13 protein-coding genes and 1 pseudogene are annotated in these 14,862 nt (G+C 73.7%); 7 read left to right on the top strand and 7 right to left on the bottom strand.

What is annotated here, in order from left to right; genetic code table 11:
- Positions 1 to 33: 33 nt before the first annotated feature.
- The 4 genes and pseudogenes from ACIBBA_RS17890 to ACIBBA_RS17905 all read right to left on the bottom strand — a co-directional run bounded on the left by ACIBBA_RS17890 (position 34) and on the right by ACIBBA_RS17905 (position 3,470).
- Complete coding sequence (locus tag ACIBBA_RS17890; protein ID WP_396698462.1) at positions 34 to 1,587, bottom strand: anthranilate synthase component I; 1,554 nt, start codon at positions 1,585 to 1,587, stop codon at positions 34 to 36.
- Positions 1,588 to 1,627: 40 nt separating this feature from the next.
- Positions 1,628 to 2,053: a phosphoribosyl-AMP cyclohydrolase gene (gene hisI / locus ACIBBA_RS17895; RefSeq protein ID WP_396698571.1), complete on the bottom strand. Its 426-nt coding sequence runs from the start codon at positions 2,051 to 2,053 to the stop codon at positions 1,628 to 1,630.
- Between the two features lie 180 nt (positions 2,054 to 2,233).
- Positions 2,234 to 2,830, bottom strand: a pseudogene (locus tag ACIBBA_RS17900) (phosphoribosyl-AMP cyclohydrolase); the annotation flags it as partial.
- Between the two features lie 244 nt (positions 2,831 to 3,074).
- Positions 3,075 to 3,470: a MerR family transcriptional regulator gene (locus ACIBBA_RS17905; protein WP_350872498.1), complete on the bottom strand. Its 396-nt coding sequence runs from the start codon at positions 3,468 to 3,470 to the stop codon at positions 3,075 to 3,077.
- A gap of 107 nt (positions 3,471 to 3,577) precedes the next feature.
- Between ACIBBA_RS17905 and ACIBBA_RS17910 the strand changes: the two genes are divergently transcribed.
- The 3 genes from ACIBBA_RS17910 to ACIBBA_RS17920 all read left to right on the top strand — a co-directional run bounded on the left by ACIBBA_RS17910 (position 3,578) and on the right by ACIBBA_RS17920 (position 5,774).
- Positions 3,578 to 4,318 (top strand): ABC transporter ATP-binding protein, encoded by a 741-nt coding sequence (locus ACIBBA_RS17910; RefSeq protein ID WP_396698465.1) that lies wholly within the window; start codon positions 3,578 to 3,580, stop codon positions 4,316 to 4,318.
- A complete protein-coding gene (locus tag ACIBBA_RS17915) occupies positions 4,315 to 5,070 on the top strand; it encodes an ABC transporter permease (RefSeq protein WP_357050315.1) in 756 nt (251 codons plus the stop codon). The genes ACIBBA_RS17910 and ACIBBA_RS17915 overlap by 4 nt, the downstream gene beginning before the upstream one ends.
- Before the next feature lie 107 nt (positions 5,071 to 5,177).
- Entirely contained in the window at positions 5,178 to 5,774 is a 597-nt protein-coding gene (locus tag ACIBBA_RS17920) for a TetR family transcriptional regulator (RefSeq protein WP_350872948.1), read from the top strand.
- Positions 5,775 to 5,801: 27 nt separating this feature from the next.
- On the opposite strand, the gene ACIBBA_RS17925 is transcribed toward ACIBBA_RS17920, so the two are convergent.
- Positions 5,802 to 6,542, bottom strand: coding sequence for a DUF2470 domain-containing protein (locus ACIBBA_RS17925; RefSeq protein ID WP_357050310.1), 741 nt, complete (start codon positions 6,540 to 6,542; stop codon positions 5,802 to 5,804).
- 68 nt (positions 6,543 to 6,610) lie between these two features.
- On the opposite strand from ACIBBA_RS17925, the gene rpsD reads away from it, so the two are divergent.
- Complete coding sequence (gene rpsD / locus ACIBBA_RS17930) at positions 6,611 to 7,222, top strand: 30S ribosomal protein S4 (protein WP_396698468.1); 612 nt, start codon at positions 6,611 to 6,613, stop codon at positions 7,220 to 7,222.
- Between the two features lie 7 nt (positions 7,223 to 7,229).
- Here the strand turns inward: rpsD and ACIBBA_RS17935 are convergent, their stop codons facing one another.
- Positions 7,230 to 9,008: an ABC transporter ATP-binding protein gene (locus ACIBBA_RS17935; protein ID WP_396698470.1), complete on the bottom strand. Its 1,779-nt coding sequence runs from the start codon at positions 9,006 to 9,008 to the stop codon at positions 7,230 to 7,232.
- Positions 9,009 to 9,117: 109 nt separating this feature from the next.
- Positions 9,118 to 10,995, bottom strand: coding sequence for an ABC transporter ATP-binding protein (locus tag ACIBBA_RS17940; RefSeq protein WP_396698472.1), 1,878 nt, complete (start codon positions 10,993 to 10,995; stop codon positions 9,118 to 9,120).
- A 160-nt stretch (positions 10,996 to 11,155) separates the two neighbouring features.
- Here ACIBBA_RS17940 and ACIBBA_RS17945 point away from each other — a divergent pair, with 160 nt between their 5' ends.
- The 3 genes from ACIBBA_RS17945 to ACIBBA_RS17955 all read left to right on the top strand — a co-directional run bounded on the left by ACIBBA_RS17945 (position 11,156) and on the right by ACIBBA_RS17955 (position 14,819).
- Positions 11,156 to 11,785 carry a TIGR03085 family metal-binding protein gene (locus ACIBBA_RS17945; protein WP_396698474.1) on the top strand — a complete coding sequence of 210 codons (630 nt, stop codon included), beginning with the start codon at positions 11,156 to 11,158 and terminating at the stop codon, positions 11,783 to 11,785.
- A 126-nt stretch (positions 11,786 to 11,911) separates the two neighbouring features.
- Positions 11,912 to 12,856, top strand: a complete 945-nt coding sequence (locus ACIBBA_RS17950) for a terpene synthase family protein (protein ID WP_396698476.1) — start codon at positions 11,912 to 11,914, stop codon at positions 12,854 to 12,856.
- Positions 12,857 to 12,992: 136 nt separating this feature from the next.
- On the top strand, positions 12,993 to 14,819 hold the full coding sequence (locus ACIBBA_RS17955; RefSeq protein ID WP_396698478.1) for an AMP-dependent synthetase/ligase: 1,827 nt from the start codon (positions 12,993 to 12,995) through the stop codon (positions 14,817 to 14,819).
- Positions 14,820 to 14,862 lie beyond the last annotated feature (43 nt).

Consider the following 14,862-nt stretch of genomic DNA (forward strand, 5'->3'; position numbering starts at 1 on the left):
CCGCGGGGCTCCGCTGCGCCGCACACCTCGCGCTCACCGGGCGGCCCGCAGGGTTTCGGCGGCGACGATGGCGGCCAGCACCGCGGCGGCCTTGTTCCGGGTCTCCTGGTCCTCGGCGGCCGGGTCGGAGTCGGCCACCACGCCGGCCCCGGCCTGCACGTAGGCCCGCCCGTCACGGATCAGCGCGGTCCGGATGGCGATCGCCATGTCCAGGTCGCCGCCGAAGCCGAAGTAGCCGACGGTGCCGCCGTAGACACCGCGCCGGACCGGCTCCAGCTCCTCGATGATCTCCATGGCCCGCACCTTCGGCGCGCCCGAGAGGGTGCCGGCCGGGAACGTCGCGGCCAGCGCGTCGAACGCCGTCCGGTCCGCCCGCAGCGTGCCGACCACGGTGGAGACGATGTGCATGACGTGGCTGTACCGCTCGATGGTGGCGAACTCCGGCACCTCGACCGTGCCCGGCTGGCAGACCCGGCCGAGGTCGTTGCGGCCCAGGTCGACCAGCATGACGTGCTCGGCCCGCTCCTTCGGGTCGGTGAGCAGCTCGGCGGCGAGCCGGGCGTCGGCGACCGCGGTGCCACCGCGCGGTCGGGTGCCGGCGATCGGGTGCAGCAGCGCCCGGCGCTGCCCGTCGGCGGCGGTGGTCACCTTCAGGTGCGCCTCCGGCGAGGAGCCGACGATGTCGAAGCCGTCGAAGCGCAGCAGGTACATGTACGGGCTCGGGTTGGTGGTGCGCAGCACCCGGTAGACGTCCAGCGGGTCGGCGTGGGTGGTCCGCTCGAAGCGCTGCGACAGCACGATCTGGAAGCACTCGCCGGCCCGGATCGCCTCCTTGGCCGCCTCCACCGCCTTGGGATAGCCGCCGTCCGGGGTGCGGCTGGCCACCTCGCCGGTCGGGGGCCGGTCGACCGTGGAGATCATCGGCGGGATCGGCCGGGACAGCGCCGTGGTCATCGCGTCCAGCCGCCCCACCGCGTGGTGGTAAGCCGCGGCGACCCGCGCGTCCCGGTCCGGCTCGTCCAGCGGGGGCAGGACCGCGTTGGCGACCAGGATCGCCGAGCCGTCGTAGTGGTCGAGCACCACCAGGTCGGTGGCGAGCATCATGCCCAGCTCCGGCACACCCAGGTCGTCCTCGGTCAGCTCGGGCAGCCGCTCGAAGCGCCGGATGAGGTCGTAGCCGAGGTAGCCGACCATGCCCCCGGTCAGCGGCGGCATCCCGCTGGCCGGGTCCCAGGCCGGGCCGGCAAGGGCCGCGACGGTCTCCCGCAGCACCTCGACCGGGTCACCGGTGGTGGGCAGCCCGGCCGGTGGCTGGCCGAGCCAGGCCGCCGCGCCGTCCCGCTCGACCAGGGTGGCGCCGCTGCGTACGCCGATGAACGAGTAGCGCGACCAGGCCATCCCGGCGGAGCCGACGCCCTGCTCGGCGGACTCCAGCAGGAAGGTGCCCGGGCCGCCGGCCAGTTTCCGGTAGACCCCGACCGGGGTCTCCGCGTCGGCGAGCAGCCGCCGGGTCACCGGCACCACCCGCCAGCGGGCGGCCAGCCCGGTGAAGGTCGCCTCGTCGGGGCTCACCACGCCGTCGGTCATGACCGGCCCCGTCCCGCGTCGCCGGCGGGGACCACGGCGTTCACGGCGCCTCCGCGCCGGTGACCGGCAGTTCCTCGAAGAAGCAGGTGCGGTGACCGGTGTGGCACGCCGCGCCGACCTGGTCGACGCTGACCAGCAACGCGTCGCCGTCGCAGTCCAACGCCACCGAGCGGACGTACTGGTGGTTCCCGGAGGTGGCGCCCTTGACCCAGTACTCCCGCCGGCTGCGCGACCAGTAGGTCGCCCGTCCGGTCGTGAGGGTGCGATGCAGCGCCTCGTCGTCCATCCAGGCCACCATCAGCACCTCGCCGGAGTCGTGCTGACGCACGACCGCCGCCACCAGCCCGTCGGCGGTACGCCGGAGCCGGGCCGCGATGGCCGGGTCGAGCCGGGACGGGCGGGCCGCGGCCGTCGGCTCGCTCGCTTCGCTGGGGGCGCCGGTCACCGGCGCGTCAGGTACGGGCACAGTGAGCCATTCTCCCGCACGCGGCGCTGGTACCGGCGACGACTCCCGACCGGGCCGGTTCGGACCCTCCGTGGGGCCGGTGAGCTGGGCGACGTAGCGGCGCAGCCGGCCGTCGAGCAGCGCGTCGGCCAGGTCCGCCCCGGCGGCCTCGGCGATCCGCGCGGCGTACGGGCGGATCAGCGGCAGCGTGCCGGTCACCAGCCGCACCGCCGCCGCCCAGAGCTGCCCGGTGGCGCCGGGGCGCAGGCCGAGGCAGAGCAGCATGTCCTCGCGGTAGCCGGGCGGCGCGACCGACAGGTTCAGCGCGGCGGCGAAGGCGGCCCGGCGGGAGGCGACCCGCACCGAGGGGTTGGCCAGCCGGAGCACCGAGGGGCAGAGCCGGGCCAGGTCCGCGACGGCGAGCCGGACGCCGAGGTGGTCCCCCGTCGCCCGGGCCCGGGCGGCCTTACCCAGCGTGGCGATCAGCTCTTCCAGTTGCGGCTCACCGGCCGGCTGACAGAGCACCGGCAGGTCGATCCGGGGCCGCCAGTGGGCGTCGGCCCAGAGCAGCCGGGCCGGCGCGAAGACCGGCAGGCCGAACGCCCAGTCGGCCGGCTCGCCGAGCCGGGCCACCCAGGACCGGATGTCTCGGGCGGCCACCGACACATGGGTCAGCCTGCCCGGAGTCCGCGCCAGGTAGGCCCGCTGCGCCGCGTAGGGGGCGCCGACGACCAGCACGTCGAGGTCGACGTCGCTGTGCGCGGTGGCCGCCTGCCGGGCGTGGCTGCCGCGCAGCATGATGCCGACGACGGGCCGCTCGGCGAACTGGCGCAGCCGGGCGGCCCAGTCGTCGAGGAAGCCGGCGTCCGGTAACGGAGCGTGACCCACGGCGTCATCGTGCCGCACGTCCGTTCGAGGCGCAATGTCCGATGCCGGACCGACTGTCCGGTCCGATGGCTAGTGCCCGAGGCTTCTGATTGCTGCCTCAGGATACCTTTCGTCGGTGACCGTCGATCTTCCGGTCACCCCGTCCGGCGGCGGGTCACCGGGTCTCGTGCTCCGCGCGTCGGTAGGCATCGATCTTGTAGTTGAGCACCTTCAGGTCTTCCTCGAGATCGGCCATCCGTTGCAGCACCCGGTCGCGGTGCGCCTCGAAGAGCGCCCGCCGGGCACCGAGGGTGCGGTCGCCCTGCCGGGCCAGCTCGGCGTAGCGGCGCATGTCGCGCACCGGCATACCGGTCCGGCGCAGCCGGGTGAGCAGGAAGAGCCAGTCCACGTCGCCGGGGGTGTACCGACGCCGTCCGGCGGAGTCCCGCCCGACCGGCGCCACCAGGCCCTCCTGCTCGTACCAGCGCAGCGTGTAGGTGGTGAGGCCGACCCGCTCGGCCGCCTCGCCGACGGTGAGGGTGATCTCCCGAGTGCTGATGTCCACGTCCACCCGTCCAGGCTTCCAGTTCGAGTGCACACGAAGTCAACCGTTGCGTGCCAGGCGGTATCTCATCTAGCGTTGAGTTCAGCACATGATGAGTTTTCGGGAGGTGGACGATGGACGATGCGATCGCCGTCCGTGACCTGGTCGTCGACCGGGGTCGACGGCGGGTGCTGCACGGCATCAGCTGCGCGGTCCCGCGCGGCGCGGTCACCGGGCTGCTGGGGCCGAGCGGCAGCGGCAAGACCACCCTCATGCGCGCGATGGTCGGGGTGCAGCTGGTCCATGGCGGCAGCGTCACCGTGCTGGGCCAGCCCGCCGGGTCCGCCGCGCTGCGCCACCGGGTCGGCTACCTCACCCAGGCGCCCAGCGTCTACGCCGACCTGACGGTGCGGGAGAACGCCCGCTACTTCGCCGCGCTCTACGGGCGCGGCCACGCCGAGGCCGAGCAGGCGATCCGCGACGTGGGGCTCGCCTCGGCCGCCGGCCAACTGGTCGGCAACCTCTCCGGCGGCCAGCACAGCCGCGCCTCGCTGGCCTGCGCGCTGGTCGGCCAGCCCGAGCTGGTCATCCTGGACGAGCCCACGGTCGGGCAGGACCCGGTGCTGCGGGCCGACCTCTGGGCCCGGTTTCACGCCATGGCCGCGGCCGGCACCACCCTGCTCGTCTCCAGCCACGTGATGGACGAGGCGGCCCGCTGCGACCGGCTGCTGCTGATCCGCGAGGGGCAACTGATCGCCGACGACAGCCCCGATGCGGTGCGCGCCGCCGCCGGCGTCGACGACCTCGACGAGGCGTTCCTGCGACTGATCCGGGCCAGCGAGGCGGCCCCGGCCGGCACCGGGGAGGCGGCGTGAACGCCCGGATCCTGGCCGCCACGACCGGCCGCGTCCTGCGCCAGCTGCGGCACGACCGGCGCACCGTCGCGCTCCTGGTCGCCGTCCCGGCCGCGCTGCTCACCCTGGTCTACTTCATGTACGCCGACCAGCCCACCCCGCCCGGACAGCCGTCGACGTTCGACCGGGTGGCGCTGGTCATGCTCGGCATCTTCCCCTTCGTGATCATGTTCCTGGTGACCAGCATCGCCATGCTCCGGGAGCGCACCACCGGCACGCTGGAACGGCTGCTCACCACCCCACTGGGCAAGCTGGACCTGCTCTTCGGCTACGGCATCGCGTTCGGTCTCGCCGCCACCGTGCAGGCCGCGGTCGCCGCCGGGGTGGCCTACTGGGTCTTCGACCTGGACACCGCGGGCAGCAGCGGGCTGGTGATCCTGATCGCGGTGGTCGACGCGGTGCTCGGCGTCGCGCTCGGGCTGCTCTGCAGCGCCTTCGCCCGCACCGAGTTCCAGGCCGTACAGTTCATGCCGGTCGTGGTCGTCCCCCAGCTGCTGCTCTGCGGGCTCTTCGTGGCCCGGGATCAGATGGCCGGCTGGCTCCAGGCGGTCAGCGACGCGCTGCCGCTGTCGTACGCCGTCGAGGCGTTGCAGGAGGTCGGCGCGCACGCCGACCCGACCGGTCGGATGTGGCGGGACCTGACGGTGGTGGCCGGGGCGGTGGTGCTCGCCCTGGTGCTGGCCGCGACCACCCTGCGGCGGCGCAGCGGCTGACCCGGCGCCGGGGCCGGCCGGAGCCGCCAGCGGGCCCGGGCACCGGCGCCCGGCGGGACCGGGCGACCGCGCCCGGCGGGCGGCGGATAGACGAGCGAAGGGCGGCGATGACGCGACGGACCGGCCGGCGACCCGGCAAGCCGGACACCCGCGAGGCGATCCTCGACGCGGCACGCGCCGCGTTCGCCGAGCGCGGCTTCGACGCGGCCTCGATCCGGTCGATCGCCGCCGCCGCCGGCGTGGACCCGGCCCTGGTGCACCACTACTTCGGCAACAAGGACCAGCTCTTCCTGGCGGCGATGCAGGCGCCGGTCAATCCCCGGGAGCTGCTGCCGAAGGTGCTCGCGGGCGGCCCGGACGGCATCGGCGAGCGCCTCGTGCGGATGTTCCTCGGGGTCTGGGACTCCCCGGCCAGCACCGCCGGGGTGGCGCTGCTGCGCTCGGCGGTGAGCAACGAGTGGACGGCCCGGCTGCTGCGGGAGTTCATCGTCACCCAGGTGCTGCGCCGGGTGCTGGAGCATCTCGACATCGACCCGGCCGAGCTGCCGCTGCGCGGCTCGCTGGTGGCCAGCCAGCTGATCGGGCTGGCCATGATGCGGCACGTGATCCGGCTGGAGCCGGTCGCCTCCGCCGCCCCGGAGACGCTGGTGGCCACCGTCGGGCCGACCGTGCAGCGCTACCTCACCGGTGACCTCACCGGCTGACCGCGGGTGGCCGAGCGCCGGCCCCGGTCAGCCGGCGGCGGCGCGGGGGCAGACCATCGGGTGCAGCAGCCGGACCAGTTCGGCGTGGTCGGCGACCGGGTGCGGGAAGGCGAGCCGGACCCGTCGCCGGGCGCCGGGCCGCCCCAGGGCGACGACCAGCCCGTACCGGTCGATCCGGACCACCCGGGGCGGGCCGTCGCCGTCGTCGGTCAGCCCGAGCTGCCGGCGCAGGTAGCCCGCCACCTCGGCGCCGTGGTGGTCGGCGAGGTCGGCCAGCAGCTCCGCCTCGACCGGGTGCAGCGGATCCGGCTCCGCCGCGGCGTACGCCTCGGGGTCGATCCGGCGCACGCCGCCGGCGCGCTCCCAGCGGGCCTCGACCACCTCGAAGCGGAACAGCCGGAACCGGACGCCCAGGTCGAGCAGGTCACCCGTCGGCTCGGCGGCGGCGAAGTCGACCGCCGCCGCCCGCGCCTCGTCGCCGCCCAGCTCGGTCGCCCAGCCGGAAACCCAGGCCCGGCCCAGCGTCGGCGCGCCGGCCGCGGGCGGCAGGTCGAGCACGTCGAGGACGAGCGCCACATCGTCCTCGCCGTCCGCCGGACGAAGCGCGGCGGCCAGGTCGCTGACCACCGGCACCAGCAGCAGCACCTGCCCGTCCGGATCGGTGACGTGCCGCACGTGATGCGGGCCGGGCCGGTGCGCGAGGTGGACGAGACCGGGAAGCCGGCCCGCGACGAGAGTGCGGACGATCTCCGCAGGGCTGGGCCGCATGGCGCTCTCCTTCGTAGGTTAGCCTTACCTAACTAGCACCCTAGAGCACCCGATCGGAGAGGTCCACCGTGAACCAGTCCCGGCCCAAGGTCCGGCTCTCCCGCGCCCTCGGCATCCCCCTGACCACCAAGTGCGTCAAGTACTTCGAGCGCCGCCCCTTCCCCCCGGGCATGCACGGCCGGCAGCGCCGCAAGACCTCCGACTACCAGGTGCGGCTGCTGGAGAAGCAGCGCCTGCGCCACCAGTACAACGTCAGCGAGACCCAGCTGCGCCGCACCTTCGACGAGGCGGTCCGGGGCGCCGGCAAGACCGGCGAGAGCCTGGTCGCGCTCCTGGAGCGGCGACTCGACGCCGTCGTCCACCGGGCCGGGCTGGCCCGCAGCATCTACCAGGCGCGGCAGCTGGTCGCGCACGGGCATATCACCGTCGACGGGCGCAAGGTCGACCGGCCGTCGTACCGGCTGCGCCCCGGCCAGGTCGTCGGCGTCCGGGAGCGCAGCCGGGAACGACTGCCGTTCCAGCTCGCCGCCGCCGGCGCCAACCGCGGCGACGGGCCGGGCCAGCCGTACCTGTCGGTGGACCTCGCCACGCTGCGGGCGACCCTGGTACGCGAGCCGGAGCGGCACGAGGTGCCGGTGATCTGCGACGAGCAGCTGGTGGTGGAGTTCTACTCCCGCTGACCCGCGCTCAGCGGGTCTGCTCCAGCCAAGAGGCGTAGAGCAGACCGTAGGTGGACTCGGGGTCGCGGACCAGCTCGTCGTGCGGCCCGCGCTGGACGATCCGACCCCGGTCCACCACGATCACCTCGTCGGCGGCCTGCGCGGTGGAGAGCCGGTGCGCGATGGCGAGCGTGGTCCGGCCCCGGGTGACCGCGTCCAGGGTGCGTTGCAGCCGCACCTCGGTGGCCGGGTCGACCGCGCTGGTCGCCTCGTCCAGCACCAGCAGGTCGGGGTCGGCCACGTACGCCCGGGCCAGCGCGACCAGCTGCCGCTCCCCCACGCTCAACGCCTCGCCGCGCTCCCCCACCGGGGTGTCCAGCCCGGCGGGCAGCCCGTCCAGCCAGTCGGCCAGACCCAGCTCACCGAAGGCCGTGCCGAGCTGCTCGTCGGTCAGCTCCGGCCGGGCGAACCGGACGTTCTCCCCCACCGTGGCGTCGAACAGGAAGCCGTCCTGCGGCACCATCACCACCCGCGAACGCAGCGAGTCGAACCGGACGTCGTCCAGCGGCACCCCGGAGAGCAGCACCGCCCCGGCGGTCGGGTCCATCAGCCGGGTGAGCAGCTTGGCGAAGGTGGTCTTGCCGCTGCCCGTCTCGCCGACCACCGCCACCCGACTCTTCGCCGGGATCTCCACGTCGATCTCGTGCAGCACCGGCGGACCGCCCGGATAGGCGAACCCCACGCCGGAGAAGCGGATGTCCAGCGGACCGGCCGGCAGGTCCCGCCCCTGCTCGCCCGGGTCGGCAACGTCCGGCGCCACGTCCAGCACGTCCAACACCCGGCGCCAACCGGCGATCGCGTTCTGCGCCTCGTTGAGCACCTCGGTGGCGATCTGCACCGGCTGGATGAAGAGGGTGACCAGGAACAGGAACGCGGTCAGCTGACCGATGGACAGGGTGCCGTCCACCCCGAGGGTGACCCCGAGCACCACCACGCCGGCCAGCGCCAGGCCGGCCGCCAGCTCGCCCACCGAGCTGCCCACGATGCTGATCCGGATGGCCCGCTGCTGCGCCTGACGCTGCCCGTCGATCGCCTCGTCCAGCCGCCGGGCGGTGCGCCCGGCGATGCCGTACGCCCGGATCACCGGCGCGCCGACCACGCTCTCACCGATCGCGCCGAGCAGGGTGCCGGTGCGCTGGCGGACCGTCCCGTACGCCGCGCCGAGCCGGCGCTGGAGCTGCCGGATCACGAACACCGCCGGCAGGAAGGCGGCGAACACCACCAGTGTCAGCTGCCACGAGTAGACCAGCATCACGATCGTGGTGACCACCAGCTGACCGAGGTTGACCAGCAGGATCACCCCGCCCCACTGGAGGAACTGGGTGATCTGGTCGACGTCGCTGGTCACCCGGGAGACCAGCGAGCCGCGCCGCTCCGACTGCTGGTGCAGCATCGACAGGTCGTGCACGTGCCGGAACGCCCTGGTCCGGACGTTGGCCAGCGCGGTCTCGCTCACCGTGAACAACCGGCGCATCATCAGGTAACCGCAGAGGGTGGTCACCGCCAGGATGACCGCGGTCACCGCCGTCACGATCCACACCACGTCGAGGTCCAGCCCGCCGACGATGCCGCGGTCGATGCCCTGCTGCACGGCGACCGGCACGGCGACCCGGCCGACCATGTAGACCAGGGCCAGGCCGAGGGTGCCGATCAGCCCGGTACGCAGCTCCGGGGAGAGCGCCAGGCCCCGGCGCAGCGTCCGCCAGGTCGACTCGCCCGCCTCCGGCCGCTCCTTGACCTCACTCACCGGTCCACCCCTCCGTTCGCGACTGCGGGGCTCGCAAGCTCACTCCTCGCGCTCACCGGTGCCGGCCTTTCGTTCGCGACTGCGGGGCTCGCAAGCTCACTCCTCGCGCTCACCGGTCCACCTCGATCTCCAGGCCCGACGACAGCGGGTCGGCCCCCTCGTCGTACGGCACTTCCTGGGCGCGCTCCACCTCGGCCTGCTCGTAGGCGGTGACCAGGTCGGTGTAGCCGGGCACCGTGGCGAGCAGCTCGGCATGCGTGCCCCGGGCCACCACCCGGCCCTGCTCGATGTAGATCACCTCGTCGGCCAGCGCGATGGTGGCCCGCCGGTACGCGACCACCAGGATCGACGCGACGGAGGCTCCGGGCCGGTCGGCCGAGCGCAGCCCGGCCAGGATGGCCGCCTCCACTCTCGGGTCGACCGCGCTGGTCGCGTCGTCGAGGACCAGCAGCCGTGGCCGGCCGGCCAGCGCCCGGGCCAGGGTCAGCCGCTGCCGCTGCCCGCCGGAGAGCGAGGTGCCCCGCTCCCCGACCATGGTGTCGAGCCCGTCGGGCAGCCCGGCGACGAAGCCGTCCGCCTCGGCCAGCCGCAGCGCCGCCCAGACGTCGTCGTCGCCGATCCCCGGCCGGTCCAGCGCGATGTTGGCGCGCACCGTGTCGTCGAAGACGAACGGCACCTGGGCGACCAGCGCGGCGGTAGCGGCCAGTGACCCGGCGGTGAGCTGGCGGACGTCCACCCCGTCCAGGGTGACCGTGCCGGAGCGCGGGTCGACCAGCCGCACGGCCAGCGACGCGATGGTCGACTTGCCGGCGCCGGTGGGCCCGACCAGTGCGACCGTCCGACCGGCCGGCACGGTGAAGCTGACCTCGCCGAGCACCTCGGTACCGGGCAGGTGCGCCTCGGCCGGCTCGTAGCCGAAGCTGACGTCGGCGAACTGGAGAGTGGCCGGCGTCGGATCGGCCGGCAACTCGCGGTCGCCGTACGGCATCTCGCCGGTGGCGTCGAGCACCCGGCTGACCCGGTCCCAGCCGGCGACGCTGCGCGGCAGCTCGGCCAGGACCCAGCCGATCGCCCGCACCGGGAAGGCCAGCACGGTGAAGAGGAACGCCACGCTGACCAGCTCGGTGACGTCGATCGCGCCCTGCCGCAGCCGGAACGCGCCGACCACCAGCACGGCGAGGGTGCCCAGGCTGGGCAGGGCCTCCAGCATCGGGTCGAAGACGCCGCGCAGCCGCCCGACCGCGATCAGCGCGTCGCGCAGCTCGCCGGCCCGACCGGCGAACCGGGCGGTCTCCTGCGCCTCCCGGCCCATCGTCTTGACCACCAGCGCGCCGTCGAAGCTCTCGTGGGCGATTCCGCTGACCTCGGCCCGCAGCCGCTGGGCCCGGGCCTGCCGGGGCGCCATCCGGCGGGAGTAAACCACGTTCAGCGCGAACAGCGCCGGAAAGACCGCCAGCCCGACCAGGGCCAGCGCCCAGTCGGTGACGAAGAGCGACACGACCGCGCCAACCAGCATCACCAGGGTGCCGACGGCGAACGGCAGCGGCGCGATCGGGTACCAGGCCGCCTCGACGTCGGAGTTGGCGTTGGAGAGCAGGGTGCCGGTGGCGTTGCGGTGGTGCCAGGAGAGCGGCAGATCGAGGTAGCGGCGGGTGACCCGGCGCCGGTAGGCGGCCTGGAGGCGGTACTGCATGTAGCCCGCACCGAGCCGGCGGCCGAAGATCCCGACCACCCGCAGCACGCTGATCCCGAAGAGCGCCGTGGCGGCCAGGACGAGCGCGCCGACGCCGATCGACCCGCGGGCGATCGCGGGGACCACCACGTCGCCGACCACCGCGCCGACGACGTACGCGCTGGCGATCACCATGAGCCCGAAGAGCACACTGCCGCTCACCGCGACCGCGAAGATCCGGGGCTGCTCCCGGATCGCCCGTCCGAGGACAACGAAGCCCCGGATAAGCACGTCCCGACTCGTCTTGCTCGCCACGCGTTCCCCCGCCGTAAGCCTTAATTATCTCCTCCATCCTTACCGTTCGGGGCGGGCGATGCCGACCGCCCGGGTATGTCGACGGTCACGTGCCGTCCCGGACCGCCGCCGCGGGCCGCGCCGGCGAGCCGGCCGGCGCTTGCGGGCCTACCATCGGGCCATGTCGCGGTACGCCCGAACCGAGCGCGAGGCGCTGGCCGATCTCCTGCTGACCGTCGGGCCGGACGCGCCGACCGTGGCCGAGGGATGGTCGACGCGTGATCTCGCCGCACACCTGGTCCTCCGGGAACGCCGCCCGGACGCCGCCGGCGGCATCGTGCTCCCGCCGCTGCGCGGCCACGCCGAGCGGGTCCGCCGGCGGATCGCCGCCCGGCCGTTCGCCGAGCTGGTGGCACAGGTACGCCGGCCGCCGGTCTGGAGTCCGGTGAGCAACCCGCTCACCGACGAGGCGGCGAACACGATGGAGTTCTTCATCCACCACGAGGACGTGCGCCGGGCCCGGCCCGGGTGGCTGCCCCGGGACCTGCCCGCCGGCCTGCAGTCCGCGCTCTGGCGGCGGGCCGCGCAGCTGGCCCGGCTGACGCTGCGCCGGTTTCCGGCCGACCTCTTCGTGCAGGCGCCCGGATACGGCGAACTCTCCGTCGGTCGGGGCGGCGAACCGCTGCGGGTGGTCGGGGCGCCGGGCGAGTTGACGTTGTTCCTCTCCGGCAGGCAGCGGGTCGCCCGGGTCCAGCTGGACGGGCCGACGGCGTCGGCGCAGCGACTGCGGGGCACCAACCTGGGGTTTTAACTGAGTGTGCATGAACGGTCACTCAATGTCCGTCCTGCATCTTGCACCCAGCGACCCACACCGATCTCTGCTCCCGTACGCTTTCCGCGCTGCCGCGCGTGGGGCGCGGCACAAACTGGGGGCACCATGCGGATCTTCGCGGTCTCGGCGCTGCGGGAACCCCCCTTCCTCGCGGCGCGCCACCACGGCACCGATCTGGCGGCAGAAGAGAGTACCGCGTGGGCGCAGAGCTTCGGGCTGATCACATCCGGACATCGGCTTGACCGGTTGCGCCGGGCGGACGCCGCCGGGCTGGCGGGCCGCGCCTGCCCGGAAGCACCGCTGGACCGGCTCCGCCTGCTGACCGACCTGATCTCCTGGCTCTTCGTGGTGGACGACGCCTGCGACGAGGACGGCCTCGGTTCCGCGCCCACCCGCCTGGCGCCGGTGGTGGCCGGGCTGATGGACGTGCTTGACCGGCACGGCGACGCGGGGGCCGCGCCGCCCGCCGCCGGCGCGCTCGGCGCCGCGCTGCATGACCTCTGCCGCCGGGTCCGGGCCGCCGGGCACCCGGCGCTGCTGCTGCGGTTCGTCAGCCGGCTGCGCGACTACCTGCTGGCGCTGCTGTGGGAGGCGGCGAACCGCGAGCACCGGCGGGCGCCCGGGGTGGCCGAGTACGTCCAGATGCGGCGACACACCGGCGGGGTGCACCCCAGCTTCGCGCTGACCGACCTCGCCCTGGACGGACTGCCGGACGCGGGGCCGCAGGCCGAACCGGCGCTGCTCGCCGTGGACACCCTCGCCGCGGACCTGGTCTGCTGGTGCAACGACGTCTTCTCCTACGCGAAGGAGCGGGTCGCCCCGGACGGGCACAACCTGGTCACGGCGATCGCCCGGGAGACCCGACAGGGCGAGGCCGAGGCCCTGCTGGCGGCGGCGGACCGGTTCAACGGGGCGCTGGCGGCGTACCTGGCCGGCGAGGCGGCGCTGCTGGCGACCGGGGACGAGGCGATCCGCCCGGTGCTCACCGCGCGCCGCAACTGGATCCGGGCCACCTACGACTGGTCACTGGTCGCCGCCCGATACGCCTGAGGAGTCCGTTCCGCCTGCTGGGACGAGCCTGTCGGACGATCACCCGGGCTAGCCGTCGCCGGGTGCCACGCAATACTCTGCGGTAACCACCATGACGTGACGACCGTCACGCCACACCCCCGAAGGCGGCACAGCGATGGCTCTCGATGTACCGTACCGCTCCATCCCCGACATGTTCCTCAAGCGCGTGGCGGAAACCCCCGACCGCCAGGCCTTCGCCCACCCCGCGGCCGACGACTCCGGCCCGGTCTGGCTGACCTGGCAACAGGTGGGGCACCGCGCCAAGGCGGTCGCCGCCGGGCTGCACGGCCTCGGCCTCGGCCTCGAGGAACCGGTGGCGATCCTGGCGCCCACCCGGCTGGAGTGGGTGATCGCGGACCTCGGCATCATGTGTGCCGGGGGCGCGACCACGACCGTCTACCCGACCACCGAGCCGGAGGACGCGACCTACATCATCGCCGACTCGGGGTCGCGGGTGCTCTTCGCGGACAACCCCGACCAGGCCGCCAAGATCGCCGGCGCCGAGCTTCCCGCGCTGACCCACGTGGTGCTCTTCGACGGCGTCGCCGACCCGAATGCCGCCATCCCCCAGCTCACCCTGGCCGAGCTTGAGCGCCGCGGTGAGCAGGCGTTGACCGCCGAGCCGGATCTGATCGACATGATCGTCGCGGGCATCGGTCCGGACCACCTCGCCACCCTGATCTACACCTCGGGCACCACCGGCCGCCCCAAGGGCGTCGAGCTGCTGCACGGCGGGTGGGTCTGGGAGGGCGTCGCGCAGGCCGAGCTAGGCCTGCTGCGCCCCGACGACCTGCAGTACCTCTGGCTGCCGCTGTCCCACTCGTTCGGCAAGACGCTGCTCTGCGGTGCGACCCACGTCGGTCTGCCCACCTATGTCGACGGCCGGGTGGAGAAGCTGGTCGACCTGCTCGGGGTGATCCGGCCGACGCTGATGTGCGGCGCGCCCCGCGTCTTCGAGAAGGTCTACAACAAGTCGGTGACCACCGCGCAGGACGCCGGCGGCGCGAAGGCGAAGATCTTCGCCTGGGCGGTGCGCGTCGGCAAGGAGAAGGTCGCCCTGGAACAGGCCGGCAAGCCGCTCCCGGCCGGGCTGAAGCTGCGCTACGGGCTGGCCGAGAAGCTGGTGTTCAGCAAGATCCAGGCCCGGCTCGGCGGCCGGATGCGGGTGCTGGTCTCCGGCGCGGCACCGCTCAGCCCGGAGATCGCCACCTTCTTCGCCGCCGCCAACCTGCCGATCTCGGAGGGCTACGGCCTGACCGAGACCAGCGCCGGCAACTTCGTCAACCCGCCGGACGGGCTGCGGATCGGCACGGTCGGCCGGGCGATGGGCGACCTGGAGTGCCGGATCGACACCGACGGCGAGATCCTGCTGCGCGGCCGACCGGTGATGCGCGGCTACCACAACCTGCCCGCGGAGACCGCCGCCGCGTTCACCGAGGACGGCTTCTTCCGCACCGGCGACATCGGCAGTCTGGACGACCAGGGCTACCTGCGGATCACCGACCGGAAGAAGGACCTGGTCAAGACGTCCGGCGGCAAGTACATCGCGCCCTCGCACATCGAGGGGATGTTCAAGGCGATCTGCCCGTACACCTCGCAGGCGATCGTGATCGGCCAGGCCCGCAACTACTGCACCATGCTGGTCACGCTGGATCCGGACGCGATCAAGGGTTGGGCCGCCGGCACCCCGCTGGAGGGGCGCGACTACGCCACGGTGGTGGCCTCGGCCGAGGCGCAGGCCATGGTCGAGGAGTACGTCGCCCAGCTCAACGCCAAGCTCAACCGCTGGGAGACCATCAAGAAGGTCACCATCCTGCCGCGCGACCTCACCATCGAGGACGGTGAGATCACCCCGTCCCTGAAGATCAAGCGGCGCGGCGTGGAGAGCAACTTCTCGACCGAGATCGACAAGATGTACCAGGGCACGCTCGCCGAGCTCTGAGCGCGCCGAGCCGGTGGCCCGCCCTCTCCGGGCGGGCCACCCG

It is taken from the genome of Micromonospora sp. NPDC051006 (assembly GCF_044456245.1).
In the GTDB taxonomy this organism is placed as follows: domain Bacteria; phylum Actinomycetota; class Actinomycetes; order Mycobacteriales; family Micromonosporaceae; genus Micromonospora.

Bases quoted from the DNA above. Each gene is read 5' to 3' on its own strand.
- ACIBBA_RS17890 (WP_396698462.1), bottom strand. From the start codon at position 1,587: ATGACCGACGGCGTGGTGAGCCCCGACGAGGCGACCTTCACCGGGCTG.
- ACIBBA_RS17910 (WP_396698465.1), top strand. From the start codon at position 3,578: ATGGACGATGCGATCGCCGTCCGTGACCTGGTCGTCGACCGGGGTCGA.
- ACIBBA_RS17920 (WP_350872948.1), top strand. From the start codon at position 5,178: ATGACGCGACGGACCGGCCGGCGACCCGGCAAGCCGGACACCCGCGAG.
- ACIBBA_RS17925 (WP_357050310.1), bottom strand. From the start codon at position 6,542: ATGCGGCCCAGCCCTGCGGAGATCGTCCGCACTCTCGTCGCGGGCCGG.
- ACIBBA_RS17945 (WP_396698474.1), top strand. From the start codon at position 11,156: ATGTCGCGGTACGCCCGAACCGAGCGCGAGGCGCTGGCCGATCTCCTG.
- ACIBBA_RS17950 (WP_396698476.1), top strand. From the start codon at position 11,912: ATGCGGATCTTCGCGGTCTCGGCGCTGCGGGAACCCCCCTTCCTCGCG.
- ACIBBA_RS17955 (WP_396698478.1), top strand. From the start codon at position 12,993: ATGGCTCTCGATGTACCGTACCGCTCCATCCCCGACATGTTCCTCAAG.